This is a genomic window from Phaeovulum sp. (genome assembly GCF_030684035.1).
Lineage (GTDB): Bacteria > Pseudomonadota > Alphaproteobacteria > Rhodobacterales > Rhodobacteraceae > UBA6213.
In genome coordinates this window covers 16,021-28,538 of record NZ_JAUXPI010000025.1, presented here as the reverse complement: position 1 = coordinate 28,538, position 12,518 = coordinate 16,021, and the positions used below count along the sequence as shown (strand labels likewise).

The 12,518-nt window shown below is 64.0% G+C and carries 13 protein-coding genes and 1 other RNA gene; 10 read left to right on the top strand and 4 right to left on the bottom strand.

Translation table 11 applies throughout. The features are described from left to right. The first annotated feature begins 369 nt into the window (after window positions 1-369). The 5 genes from Q8J98_RS06650 to ribD all read left to right on the top strand — a co-directional run bounded on the left by Q8J98_RS06650 (window position 370) and on the right by ribD (window position 4,447). The gene (locus Q8J98_RS06650) at window positions 370-894 is read left to right on the top strand and encodes an SCP2 domain-containing protein (protein ID WP_305293674.1); all 525 of its coding nucleotides are present in this window, start codon (window positions 370-372) and stop codon (window positions 892-894) included. Then, a complete protein-coding gene (locus tag Q8J98_RS06645; protein ID WP_305293673.1) occupies window positions 891-1,889 on the top strand; it encodes a peptidase U32 family protein in 999 nt (332 codons plus the stop codon). Before Q8J98_RS06650 ends, Q8J98_RS06645 begins: the two co-directional genes overlap by 4 nt. Further along, complete coding sequence (locus Q8J98_RS06640; RefSeq protein ID WP_305293672.1) at window positions 1,880-2,803, top strand: U32 family peptidase; 924 nt, start codon at window positions 1,880-1,882, stop codon at window positions 2,801-2,803. Before Q8J98_RS06645 ends, Q8J98_RS06640 begins: the two co-directional genes overlap by 10 nt. A gap of 97 nt (window positions 2,804-2,900) precedes the next feature. Then, on the top strand, window positions 2,901-3,368 hold the full coding sequence (gene nrdR, locus Q8J98_RS06635; RefSeq protein WP_305185455.1) for a transcriptional regulator NrdR: 468 nt from the start codon (window positions 2,901-2,903) through the stop codon (window positions 3,366-3,368). A 23-nt stretch (window positions 3,369-3,391) separates the two neighbouring features. Then, window positions 3,392-4,447 carry a bifunctional diaminohydroxyphosphoribosylaminopyrimidine deaminase/5-amino-6-(5-phosphoribosylamino)uracil reductase RibD gene (gene ribD / locus Q8J98_RS06630; RefSeq protein ID WP_370868068.1) on the top strand — a complete coding sequence of 352 codons (1,056 nt, stop codon included), beginning with the start codon at window positions 3,392-3,394 and terminating at the stop codon, window positions 4,445-4,447. 20 nt (window positions 4,448-4,467) lie between these two features. On the opposite strand, the gene Q8J98_RS06625 is transcribed toward ribD, so the two are convergent. The 3 genes from Q8J98_RS06625 to Q8J98_RS06615 form a co-directional block, all read right to left on the bottom strand. Further along, complete coding sequence (locus Q8J98_RS06625) at window positions 4,468-6,501, bottom strand: capsular polysaccharide biosynthesis protein (protein WP_305293670.1); 2,034 nt, start codon at window positions 6,499-6,501, stop codon at window positions 4,468-4,470. Then, the gene (locus Q8J98_RS06620; protein ID WP_370868013.1) at window positions 6,501-7,595 is read right to left on the bottom strand and encodes a polysaccharide biosynthesis/export family protein; all 1,095 of its coding nucleotides are present in this window, start codon (window positions 7,593-7,595) and stop codon (window positions 6,501-6,503) included. Before Q8J98_RS06620 ends, Q8J98_RS06625 begins: the two co-directional genes overlap by 1 nt. 120 nt (window positions 7,596-7,715) lie before the next feature. Beyond that, the gene (locus Q8J98_RS06615) at window positions 7,716-8,999 is read right to left on the bottom strand and encodes a capsule biosynthesis protein (protein ID WP_305293669.1); all 1,284 of its coding nucleotides are present in this window, start codon (window positions 8,997-8,999) and stop codon (window positions 7,716-7,718) included. 165 nt (window positions 9,000-9,164) lie between these two features. Between Q8J98_RS06615 and Q8J98_RS06610 the strand changes: the two genes are divergently transcribed. The 5 genes from Q8J98_RS06610 to Q8J98_RS06590 all read left to right on the top strand — a co-directional run bounded on the left by Q8J98_RS06610 (window position 9,165) and on the right by Q8J98_RS06590 (window position 12,281). Continuing rightward, window positions 9,165-9,764 (top strand): riboflavin synthase, encoded by a 600-nt coding sequence (locus Q8J98_RS06610; protein ID WP_305293668.1) that lies wholly within the window; start codon window positions 9,165-9,167, stop codon window positions 9,762-9,764. Beyond that, window positions 9,761-10,879 carry a 3,4-dihydroxy-2-butanone-4-phosphate synthase gene (gene ribB / locus Q8J98_RS06605; protein ID WP_305293667.1) on the top strand — a complete coding sequence of 373 codons (1,119 nt, stop codon included), beginning with the start codon at window positions 9,761-9,763 and terminating at the stop codon, window positions 10,877-10,879. Before Q8J98_RS06610 ends, ribB begins: the two co-directional genes overlap by 4 nt. Window positions 10,880-10,881: 2 nt before the next feature. After that, complete coding sequence (locus Q8J98_RS06600; protein ID WP_305293666.1) at window positions 10,882-11,433, top strand: 6,7-dimethyl-8-ribityllumazine synthase; 552 nt, start codon at window positions 10,882-10,884, stop codon at window positions 11,431-11,433. Window positions 11,434-11,477: 44 nt separating this feature from the next. Further along, window positions 11,478-11,915: a transcription antitermination factor NusB gene (nusB, locus tag Q8J98_RS06595; RefSeq protein ID WP_305293665.1), complete on the top strand. Its 438-nt coding sequence runs from the start codon at window positions 11,478-11,480 to the stop codon at window positions 11,913-11,915. 66 nt (window positions 11,916-11,981) lie between these two features. Next, a complete protein-coding gene (locus Q8J98_RS06590) occupies window positions 11,982-12,281 on the top strand; it encodes a hypothetical protein (RefSeq protein WP_305293664.1) in 300 nt (99 codons plus the stop codon). A gap of 3 nt (window positions 12,282-12,284) precedes the next feature. Here Q8J98_RS06590 and ssrS read toward each other — a convergent pair. Next, window positions 12,285-12,442, bottom strand: a non-coding RNA gene (gene ssrS, locus Q8J98_RS06585) — 6S RNA. Window positions 12,443-12,518 lie beyond the last annotated feature (76 nt).

The window sequence follows — 12,518 nt, the reverse complement described above, 5'->3', positions numbered from 1 at the left end:
GCTGCAGCACAACGCCAAACCGAAGCCCTTCGTCTGGAGCAAGACCGCCGATGATATCATCACCCGCGAGCGCCGCGCGCTCGATGCTCTCGATGAAATCAGGGGAAATCGGTAGCAAATGTCAGACTCGGAACACTAGGCTAAGAGCGACGCGAAACGTACCTCGTCTTGCTATCAGTTGTGGCCGCCTCCCCGCCCGGTGCCCAGCACCGGGCAGCGCCCGAACTCCCGGCCCTGCGCTTGCGCTCCGAGCGTTCGGCGGGGAAACGCTCCACTGGAGCGTTTCCTGATCCGCCCCCCCCCCTGCCGTTTTTTTCCGCATTTGACCTGCATCAATCCCGCCCCGGCCCGCGCGTGTTACGCGGCCTGATGCAGATGTCGCACCCCTCCGACCCGAACCCGGCCCGCCCCGGCCTGTCGCGGTTTCTGCCGCCGATGCCGCTTTTTCTGCTGCAACCGATCCTGAAACGTGTCGTGGCCCGCGTGGCGCGCGAAAATCCCTCGCTTTTCAACCGGCTCGGCCCGCACAAGACCGCCCGTTTCGTGATCGACCCGCTGGGCCTGCCGTTTGGCCTGCTGCTGATCCCGAACCCCGAGGCGCTCACCTTTCGCGCCTTCAACCGGCGCGACGAACCGGCATCGGATGCGCGGATCGGCGGCAAGTTCCTCGACCTTCTGGGCCTGATGGATGGCGGCGCCGATGGCGATGCCCTGTTCTTTTCGCGCGACCTCGACGTGTCGGGCAACACCGAAGCCGTTGTTTGCCTCCGCAACGCGCTTGATGACGTGGAAGGTTCGATTGCGGAATCGGTGGCGGGCATGTTCGGCCCGCCCGGCCGCGCAGCACTTGCCGGGCTGCGCCGACTGGCTGCGAAAAAGGGAGATCCCGCATGAAACGCCCCGAACTTGTCTGCCCCGCCGGCACCCCGGCGGCGCTTCGCACCGCAGTCGAGGCGGGGGCGGATGCGGTTTATTGCGGCTTTCAGAACGCCACCAACGCGCGCAACTTCCCCGGCCTCAACTTCACGCCCGAGGAAATGCAGGCCTCGGTCGCCCATGCCCACGACCACGGCACCAAGGTTTTGCTCGCGGTCAACACCTTCCCCACGGCGGGCCGCTTCAACCTCTGGCGCGAGGCGGTGGACATGGGGGCGAGGTTCGGCGTCGATGCCTTCATCGTCGCCGACATCGGCGTGGCCGACTATGTGAAGCGGACCTACCCCGACATCCGCCTGCATCTTTCCGTGCAAGCCGCCGCCTCCAGCCCCGAAGCGATCCGCTATTATGCCCGCGAGTTCGGGGTGAAGCGGGTGGTGTTGCCGCGGATTCTGACGGTGCCGGAAATCAAGCAGCTCGCGCGCGAAATCCCCTGCGAGATCGAGACATTCATCTTCGGCAACCACGGGCTGATGGTGGAAGGCCGGTGCAGCCTGACAAATTACGTCACCGGGCTTTCGACCAACATGGACGGCGTCTGCTCTCCCGCCGCAGATGTTCATTACGACAAGCAAGCCGATGGTTCGGTGACGACGCGGCTTGCAGATTTCACCATCGACAGTTTCGCCCCCGACGAGCAGGCGGGCTACCCGACGATCTGCAAGGGCCGCTACAACGCCCCGAACCGGCCCGATGCCTATTATGCTTTCGAGGAGCCGATCAGCCTCAACCTCTCCGGTCTCTTGCCCGCATTGATCGAGGCCGGGGTGGACGCCTTCAAGATCGAGGGCCGCCAACGTTCGCGCGCCTATGTGAAAAGCGCGGTCTCGGCGTTCCGCAAGGCGGTCGACTCGATCCTTGCCGGGCAGGAGCCGGAGTTGGCCGACCTCATCGCGCTGACCGAAGGCCAGAAGCAGACCGAAGGTGCCTTCAAGACCAAGAAATGGCGGTGAAACCCATGCAAAGCCTCACCCTCGGACCCGTAATCTACCACTGGAAACCTGAAGAGCGCCGCGATTTCTACGCGCGCATCGCCGATGAAGCCCCGGTGGGCACCGTCTACCTCGGCGAAGTGATCTGCTCGAAACGCACGCCCTATTTCGAGGGCGACTACCCCGATATCATCGAGCGGCTGGAGCGCGGCGGCAAAAAGGTGGTGCTGTCGTCGCTTTCCGAAGTGGTGCTGAAACGCGAACGCGAAATGCTTGCCGCGATCTGCGAGACCGAGGGCCACGAGATCGAGATCAACAATACCGCGGGGCTGCTGGATGTGGCGGAAAGGCCGCACCGCGTGGGGCCGCTGATGAACATCTACAACGATGAGACCATGCGCTACCTCGCCAGCAAGGGGGCCACGCATTTCTCGCTTCCGGTCGAGCTGCCCGCCGGGGTGGTGGGCGAAATGGCCAAGGTCGCCAAAGGCTTGGGTGTCGGGGTCGAAGTGCAGGTGTTTGGCCGCGCCTCGCTCGCCGTTTCGGCGCGCTGCTATCATGCCCGCGCGCATTGCCGCACCAAGGACAATTGCCAGTTCGTCTGCGAGGAAGACCCCGACGGGATGCCCCTGAAAACCGTGACCGGGCAGGCGTTTCTGACCATCAACGGTATCCAGACGTTGTCGCACAGCTACGTCAACCTTGTGGGCGAGATCGCCGCGATGCAGGCGATGGGGGTGAGCCATTTCCGTCTGCTGCCGCAGCGGGTGGATATGGTGGCGGTGGCAGGGGTATTTGCCGACCGTGTCACAGGGCGTATTGATGCGGCCGAAGCGTCAGCGCGGCTTGATGCGCTTTCGATGCCCGCGCCATTTTCGAACGGCTTCTGGCATGGGCTGCAGGGGCGGCGCCAGTTCGGCCCCAAAGTCGCCTGAACACCAGATATTGCGGTGGAATTGCCCCCTACCCAAGCCCTCGCGGCTGCCCTATAGTGCCTGTGGATAAGACCCAATTGGCACCAAGGAAAACGCGATGCGCTGCCCTTTTTGCGGAAATGTTGATACCCAGGTCAAAGACAGTCGCCCGGCCGAAGACCATGTTGCAATCCGGCGGCGGCGGTTCTGCCCTGCCTGCGGCGGTCGCTTTACCACCTATGAGCGGGTGCAACTGCGCGACCTCGTGGTGATCAAGTCGTCGGGCAAGCGCGAAGATTTTGACCGCACCAAACTCGAACGTTCGATCCGCATCGCCATGCAGAAGCGCCCGCTGGAGCCGGAGCGCATTGACCAGATGATCTCGGGCATTGTGCGCCGGCTTGAGAGCCTGGGCGAGACCGATATTCCCTCAAAGGTCATCGGCGAGATTGTAATGGAGACGCTGGCGCGCATCGATACCGTTTCCTATGTGCGATTTGCAAGCGTTTACAAGAACTTCCAGGCCGCTGACGATTTCGATAAGTTCGTTTCCGAATTGCGCCCGCAGCCCGGCAACGAAGAGTGAGCAGCGACCTCGACCGGCGCTTCATGGCGCTGGCTCTGGCGCTTGCGAGGCGCGGGCTTGGCAATGTCGCGCCAAATCCGGCGGTCGGCTGCGTAATAGTTCAAGGTTCAATCATTGTCGGCCGTGGCTGGACGCAGCCGGGCGGCAGACCCCACGCCGAGACCCAGGCGCTCGCGCAAGCAGGTGCTGCAGCGCGCGGCGCGACCGCGTATGTCACTTTGGAACCCTGCGCGCATCAAGGAGCAACGCCGCCCTGCGCGGTTGCGTTGGCGCAGGCGGGCATCGTGCGCGTGGTTTCGGCCACAACCGACCCCGACCCCCGCGTTTCTGGCCGCGGCCATGCGCTGTTGCGCGCGGCGGGGGTTGAGGTGCTGGAGAACCTGCTTGAAGCCGAGGCACGGGCGCTGAATGCCGGGTTCCTGTTGCGCGTCACCGAGGGGCGGCCATGGCTTACCCTCAAACTTGCGGTCACACTCGATGGTCGCATTGCGACGGCGGATGGTGCCAGCCGCTGGATCACCGGACCCGAGGCGCGCCGCGCCGTGCATCTGATGCGCGGGCAGCATGATGCGGTGATGGTTGGCATCGGAACAGCGCTTGCAGATGACCCGAATCTGACCGCGCGCGATCTAGGCTTGGCCTGGCAACCCATTAGAATTATTGTCGATAGTCAGGCTCGCTTGAGCGCGGACAGCGCTCTTGCGCGGACCGCCGCCGAAGTTCCGGTATGGATTTGCCACAGTGCCCCGGCGCAGCCGATGCCAGGTCTGCGCCTCATCAGATGTGCGGCGACGACCGCCGGGCAAGTCGATTTGGCCGATGCGTTGCAGCGACTTGGCACCGCCGGATTGACGCGGATTTTCTGCGAGGGCGGTGCAGGGCTGGCTGCAGGTCTTTTGTCCACCGGGTTGGTCGATGAGGTGGTGTGCATTTCGGCTGGCCGGTTTTTCGGCGCGGGCGGCACCCCGTCGGTGGCCGAAATCGGCGGTGTGGTTTTGCCATCCGCGCCCGATTTTCACCTTGTCGAACATCGTCGCCTGGGCGATGACGTGTTGCACCACTGGCTGCACGCAAAGTAGTTTGTAGGTTGAACTAAAGTTCACCGCCAGAATGGCGCGCTGGCAAGAAGCCCCTGCAACTTGGCGAGACTCCTGTTTGCAAACCCTGGATGCGGCAGTTGCCCCGAGGCGAGGCGCTGGGCCGCGACCTCGGGGGGGCAGGGACGACGGCTGAGCGGGTCGAAGTAGCGCGGATAGGCAATCAGCGCCGCATGCGCGAGTTGCGACAAGGTTGGCCGCGCCGCGCGACGCGCCGGAGTGGGCACGAGGTCTTGGGTCAGGCCCCAGCCCGCATAGAAGGGAACGCCGAGGCAGGTGACCGGCTTGCCGCGCAGCAGCGCCTCGAATCCCAGGAGCGACGTCAGCGTCCAGACCTCGTCGCAGGCCTCGATCAGGGCGATCGGGTCGGCATTTCGGGCGATCACGTCGGCGTAGTGCAACACGGCCTCGTCGGCAACGGCACCAGGCCGCAATCCTGCTTCAACATCGGGGTGAGGTTTGAAAATGATAATTTTCTGCGGGTTTTTTGCGCGTGTCTCGGCAAGCAATGCAAGATTAGTGCATGTTTCGGGAGCGCCAAGAAGGATCGAAGCATCGTCTTCCACCTGCCCCGGAACCAGAATTCGATGGCCTGCGGGCAATGCGGGAAGCGGTGACGCCGCGAGATTGTACTTGGATAACCGCGCCTCGCGGAGACGGGCCACAAGCGCTTCTGCGCGCCGTCCGCCTGCAGGTGGTGCCGTCCCGATCAGCGCCTCGAGGTCCGAAGCGCGCGTCGGGTCATAGTAGATGCCGCGCCTGTCACACACCAGCGACAGCGGCGGCACCAGATCGGCACCAAGCCCGCGCGAGCGCAGGAAGCCGTCTTCAACGCGTCCGAGGGGCAAGCCGCTTTCGGCAAGATCGGGGGTTTCCCTGCCCGCCCAGACAATCAGATCGCGCCCCTTTGCGCGTGCCAGAGCGATGGCCTGCGCCGGATCGTTTTCAAAGGTCAGACGTTGCTCGCGGCCGAACACGTCTTGCAGCGCACGGCGCTTCCAGAGCCGCATTGCCACCGCGACATGGCCCCTGCGATCATCACGAAACGCGCGCACTTCTGCTTCGAGTTGGTCCACCGCTTCTTCGAAACTGCAAAGCCTGTCGCGGCAGGGGTCATACCAGACCGGCGCGAGGATGTGGGTCACCGCGAAAAGCTGCGCCCGGGTCAATTTGCGAGCCCGCCGGGCCACCGGATTCTCGTCGTGCGTCAGGCCCCAGCCGGCGTAGAACGGCTGGCCGAAAACACGGGGCCTGTGGCCCGCGAAAATCGCCTCAAGCCCAAGCTGCGAGGAGACGGTATAGACTGCAACGGCACCTTCGAGCAGGTGCCAGGGCGAAACCTGCGCGTCAAGCAGGCTGATCCGCGCGGAGGTGACATCGGTGCCAAAATGCCCCGCGCGCAGACCCATTGCGGCCTCGGGGTGGGTCTTGACGATGATCCGCGCACCCGGGTTTTCGATCTGCGCCACCGCAAGCATTTCACGAAATGTAGCAGCAGAGGCACGGCCATGGGTGATCGAAGCATCTTCTGCGGTCTGATCGACGACCAGCACATAGCCAGGCTCGGGCATCGGCAGCAAAATATCGAAACTATTGTATTTTGAAAGTTCAAGAGCTTTGAGACGCTCAATTCCCTCGCGTGCGCGACGCAAGACATCGGAATTATCCAATTTCTCTCGCGCCAGCATGCGCTCGACAAGGGACGGCGAGGCACTGTCGAAATGCACACCGTAGGGGTCGATGAGAAGTCCCATCGGTGGCTCGCCCGCGCGCCCCGGGCGGATCGAGCGCAGGAACGCGTCTTCGATGCGCACCAGTGGCACCCCGCGCCGCGCTGCAACCCTCTCGCCGCGCCAGGCCGTGGGGCTGCGCCCCCAGACCGCCACGCCGTCGCCGGGTCCGGGCAGGCCCAACCTCAATTCGTGGCCGGCAAGCGCCAGGATGCGCCGGAGTCTGGGCTGAAGGAAGCCGCCGTTATAGGCAAAGAGCCGCCGGGGAATTGCCCCGGCGGCGCTACTGCCCGTATCGGCCTGCATCAGTTCCCTGCGAGTGTATTCAATGTGTTGACCGTCTGCAGCGGGCCCATCAGCGCGGCGAGTGTTTTTTGCCACTGCACATAGGGCGCTTCGGTCACATAGACCGTGTCGCCATCGCGGATGACAAAATCGCGCGCCATGAACATGCCGTTCGGCTCGGTCAGGTCGAGCACATAGACCATGCGCTGTGCCCCGACAAGATCGTTGCGGCCAAGCACGATATTGGCGATTTCCGCCGGTTCGTTGCGCAGCACGAAAACCCCCGTCGGATCGGCCAGTTGCGAATTGAGCCCGCCAACCGTGGCAATCGCCTCAAGCGCAGAAAGCGCCTTGGTTTCGAAAGGCACGCGTGCCTGCGCGCCGGTTGCGCCAAGCGCGGTGAAGGCGCGGGTATCTTGTTCGACCAAAATCACGTCGCCCGACCGCAGGGCAATATCCATGCGCGGGTTGTCGTAAAGGTCGCGCAGCCAGATCGAGCCAGTCTGGCCGCCGCGCTTCACGGTGATACGCGCAACTTCTGGGATTACCGTCACGCCGCCCGCGCGCGCGATCATCGAGGAAAGCGTGCGGGTGGGCCGCTCGATCGCGTAAACGCCCTGGCCACCGATCGCGCCCAAGACCGAAACGGTCGAGCCATTGCCCGCCAGCCGCGTTACCATGACCTGCGGGTCCGGGGTCTGTGCATCGAGCTTTTCGGTGATGATCTGGCGCAACGCCTCGGGCGAATTGCCCGAGGCCTTGATGCGCCCGGCATAGGGGACGAAAATGAAGCCCGCGCCATCAACCTGCACCTCGGTCAGTTGCGTTGCGTTGGCACCCTGGTTGGCCAGGAGCCCGTCATCAACGTTTTCCCAGATCGTCAGGCCGAGCGTGTCGCCCGCATTGATCGTATCGGAGCCGACCACGCCTGCTCGCTGGAATGCCTCGGAGAACCCGAGCGCTGGCACGACCGCGGTGGCGCGGGTGACGTAGTCATTGACTTCGATCACGAAGGCATCGCCTTGGCGCTGCACGGAACCGGAAAAAATTTCCCGCTTGTTGGGGCCGGATCGGGGCAGCGCGCAGGCCGCAACCGTCACAACAAGCACTATCAGGGCGGCTGCGCGCGCGCCCCTACTGGCCGAAACTTTCACTGCTCGGGCTCCTCTTGCCGGGAAACTGCCTCAAGTTTTGCCTGTAACACTAGCGAATCCCGCGACAAAATGCCAGCGGTGTTATTTCATCCGCGGCAACTGTTGCCGCGGTGCCGCTTTGCCCGACGTGAGCGCGTCATAGGGGTCTTCCGCCGCGAGCATGAGATCGACAATCTGGCGCATCAGTTGCCGCCGTCCGCGCGACGAATAATAGCCGCCGGGGATCTGGCTGGTTTCGAGCAGAAACTGCCGGTAATCGCGATAGGCGCGGCTGTCGGGGCGGTCGGGCCGGGCGAAAAACTCGGCCAGCGGCTGGGTTGAAACGAACTCGGGCTTGTCAAACACCGCCCGCCCGAAAGCGCGCAGCGGCAGGCCGCGCCAGAGCACCTGCTGCGCCGCGGTCGAATTGACCGTGACCGCACTGCGCGCCTCGGCCAGAAGTGCTGCAAGCTTGCCGCCGCGAATGAAATGCACGCGCCCGGCCACAGCGTGGCGCGCCGCCGCGGCGTGGATTGCGGCACGCATGCCGACCCGCCCATCTTCCAGCGGATGCGCCTTGAAGACCAGATGATGGTGGCGCGGCGCGCCTTCGGCGAAGCCCTGCATGCAAAGATCGATGAATTCCGTCATCGAGGCAAAAGGGCTGTGGGCGCGAAAACTCGCGTCGTGTTCGAGCTGCAAGAGCACGAGATGGAACGGGAATCCGCCATGGCGGATGCGCAGTCCGGCAGCCCAGCGCTCGGCGGTGTAAAGCGGCATCAACAGCAGGCGGCGCAGGTAGAGGCGAAATTCGGACAGCACCGTAAGCTCGCGGTGCGGGCGAAAATGGCGGTAGCGCCCGTTCAATACCATCACGAAGAAATGGTAGAGCGCGCCGTAGAACACATGCTGGCGCATGTCGCCCCAAACGGCGGGGGCTTGCACCGCATCGGATTGCGTGCGGGCCAGCGCGGCGCGCATTTCGGCCACGCTCATCTGCATCAGCCGTGAATGTCCGTTGGCGCCATCGCGCTCATAGCTGATCCAGTAGGGCCGAAGGTAGCCCTCTTCGAAGACATGCACCACCAGCCCCAGTTCCGCAGCGATCGCCACCGCCTGTGCGTGGATCGGCCGCGTATCGCCGTAAAGCGCAAGGTCGGTGATGCCGTGCTTCGCAATGATTTCGCGGCAGGTTTCGGGCCAGGTTTCAGGTGGCGCATCAAATCGCAGATAGCCCGCCGGGTCACGCCAGAACACCGCATCGCCGCGATTGAACCCGACCCGCCACACCGCGCAGCCCGCTGCGCGGAGCATGGCCCCGAGCTGGTTGAAAAAGGGTCCGTGCGGGCCTTGCAGAAGCAGAAAACGCCGGTCGGGCATCGGCATTGCGGAAAACCTTGTGCGGTAGCTGGCAGCTTTCTACGGCAAACTACGCCGCTGTCACGGAAAATCTTGGGCCTGCGGCAAACCCCGCGCTTGCCGCCGCGAGGGCCTGGCCCTTGCCCTGCCGCCCGCCGCGGGCTAGGCAGGGGCAAGCGAAAGGGGGCAGCCATGTTCACCGGCATCATCACCGATATGGGCACGGTTCTTGCGGTCGAGCACCGCGGCGATGTTCGCGCGCGCATCGGCACCGCTTACAAGGCATCGGCTATCGAGATTGGCGCATCGATTGCTTGCGACGGGGTCTGCCTGACCGTGGTCGGCAAGGGCGAGAGGCCGCAAAGCTGGTTCGATGTCGATATTTCGGCCGAGACGCTTTCCAAGACCAACCTCGGGCTTTGGGTGCCGGGCCGCCGGGTCAACCTTGAACGCGCGCTGCGGGTGGGCGACGAGTTGGGCGGGCATATTGTTTCGGGCCATGTCGATGGGCTGGCCGAGATCATTGCGGTTCAGCCCGAGGGCGACAGCACCCGGATCACCTTGCGCGCGCCAGCCGCTCTTGCCGGCTATATCGCCTCAAAGGGCTCGGTCGCGCTCAATGGAGCCTCGCTGACGGTGAACGATGTGGCGGGCACCGATTTTGGCATCAACCTGATCCCGCATACCAGGACTGTAACCACCTGGGGCAGGGCCGCGCTTGGCGACAGGGTGAACCTGGAAATTGACACGCTCGCGCGCTATGTCGCGCGGCTGGCGGAGTGGAACGCATGACCTTTGAAAACCCCGGCCCGGTCGAGGAAAACTGGCGCGACGCGATATCTTCGGTGGAGGAGATCATCGAAGACGCGCGCAATGGGCAGATGTTCATTCTCGTCGATCACGAAGACCGCGAGAACGAAGGTGATCTGGTCATTCCCGCGCAGATGGCTACCCCGAATGCAATCAATTTCATGGCGATGCACGGGCGTGGGCTGATCTGCCTGGCGCTGCCCGGTGCGCGGGTCGAGGCGCTGGGGCTGCCATTGATGAGCCCGAAGAACTCATCACGCCACGAAACCGCCTTCACCATGTCGATCGAGGCGCGTGAAGGCGTGACCACCGGCATTTCGGCGCATGACCGCGCCCGCACGATTGCCGTTGCGATCGATCCCACCAAGGGTGCCGCCGATATTGCCACGCCCGGTCATGTGTTTCCGCTCAAGGCGCGCGATGGCGGCGTGCTGGTGCGCGCGGGCCATACCGAAGCGGCGGTCGATGTGGCGCGGCTTGCGGGGCTGAACCCGGCGGGCGTGATCTGCGAGATCATGAACGAAGATGGCACCATGGCACGGCTGCCCGACCTTGTCGCCTTCGCGCAGAAGCACGGGCTGAAGATCGGCACCATTTCCGACCTGATCGCCTACCGCCGCCGCTATGACCACCTGGTGAACGAAACCGCGCAACGGGCGGTCGCCTCGGTTTATGGCGGCCATTGGGCGATGCGGGTGTTCTCCGATGAAACCCAGGGGGCCGAGCATATCGTGCTTTGCAAGGGCGATATTTCCACGCCCGAGCCGGTGTTGGTGCGGATGCATGCGCTTGACCCGCTTGACGATGTGCTGGGGCTGAACCCCGAAGCGGCCGGGCTTTTGCCCGCCGCGATGCGGGCAATTGCGGCCGAGGGGCGCGGGGTTGTGGTGCTTTTGCGCGATACCGCAATGAAGCTGGCAACACCGGGCGAGGTCAGCCCGCAGATCCTGCGCCAATACGGGCTGGGCGCGCAGATCCTCGCGGCGCTGGGCCTCAGCCGCCTGATCCTCTTGACCAATTCGGGGCGACCGAAGGTGATCGGGCTTGACGCATACGGTCTGACCATCGAGGCCACGCGCCCGATTGCGAAGGAATAGACATGGCCGCGAACGAGACCCACCACATTCTGCCGCTTCCGACGTTTTCCAAGCCGGTGCGGCTGCTCATCGTCGTTGCGCCGTATTACAAGGACATCGCTGACAACCTGGTCGCGGGTGCGCGTGCCGTGGCCGCGCAGGCGGGTGCGACGGCGGAGGTGATCGAGGTTCCTGGCGCGCTTGAGGTGCCTTCGGCGATCGCTACGGCGGCACGGATTGCCGATTACGATGGTTTCGTGGCGCTCGGCTGCATCATTCGCGGCGAGACCACGCATTATGACACGGTGTGCAACGATTCATCGCGCGGGCTGATGCTGCTGGGGCTTGAAGGCGTTGCGGTTGGCAACGGCATTCTCACCGTCGAAAACCGCGATCAGGCGGTGGTGCGCGCCGACCCTGCCGGGCAGAACAAGGGCGGCGGTGCTGCGGCTGCGGCCTTGCATCTAGTCGCGCTTTCCCGCAAATGGGCTGGCCAGACCAAAGGCATCGGATTTTTGCCTTTGGACGAGACGATCCGTATCGCCCAAGATGACAAAGGACCGACCCGCGCATGAACCCCGAAAAGCCCCGCAAGCCCACAGCCGCCGAGAAACGCCAGATGAAATCGGCAGCCCGGCTTTACGCGGTGCAAGCGCTTTTCCAGATGGAAGCTTCGGGGCAGGCGTTTGACCGGGTGCGCTCGGAATTTGAAACCCACCGGTTCGGTGCCATTTATGAGGGCGACGAAATGGCCGAGGGCGACACCACGCTTTTCGCCCGGATATTGGAAGACGCGGTGATCTGGCAGGCAAAGGTCGATCAGGCGACCGATGCCGCCTTGCTGGCAACTTGGCCGATCGACCGCATAGACCCGACCCTGCGGGCGCTTTTTCGCGCCGCCGGGGCCGAGCTGCTGAACCCCAAGACCCCGCCCAAGGTGGTGATAAACGAGTTTGTCGATGTTGCCCGTGCCTTCTTTCCCGAGGGCAAGGAGCCGAAATTCGTCAATGCCGTTCTCGACCACATGGCGCGCAGCTTTCGCCCCGAGGCGTTCTGAGCGGTTTTTTCTGGAAATCGCGGCGGGGGGCGCTAGGCTGGGGCGGTAGATTAAGCGAGGGATGCAATGCCGAAGTTGGTGCGCCTGTATCTTGTCAACATCGCCATCGGCTTTGCGCTTTCGGCGGTGTTCGTCGGGCTTTTGTTGTGGCTTAACGTCGCCAACCTCTGGCACCTCGTCTCCAGTTCTCCGCTTGGCTGGGTCGCGGTGGCAATGCTGCTGGTGTTCAACGCGCTGGTGTTTTCCGGGGTGCAGTTCGCAATCGCCGTGATGCGCATGGCCGACCCCGAGGGCGGCAACGGCGGCACCCGCGCGCCTGTTGCGGCCAGACGCCCGGTCAAGGTCGAGGCCGCCGCGCGCAAATAGGTGGCGGAAACCGCAGCATCCGTGCCAGCGTGGTTTTCCCGAGAGCCTGTTTGATACAGGTGGGTGCCAGATACCGAGGCCACGGCCCCGGCAGAGCCAGCCCCCTCGGAGTGCTTATCGGCCACTGGAAAAGTTGCCGGACACGAGAAGAGCAGTAACCGCCGCCCTCACATCTAGGCCCGCGTCAGCCTTCGCGCAAGGCTTGCGCCGGTGTTCCCCTTGTGTTCATATTCTGCC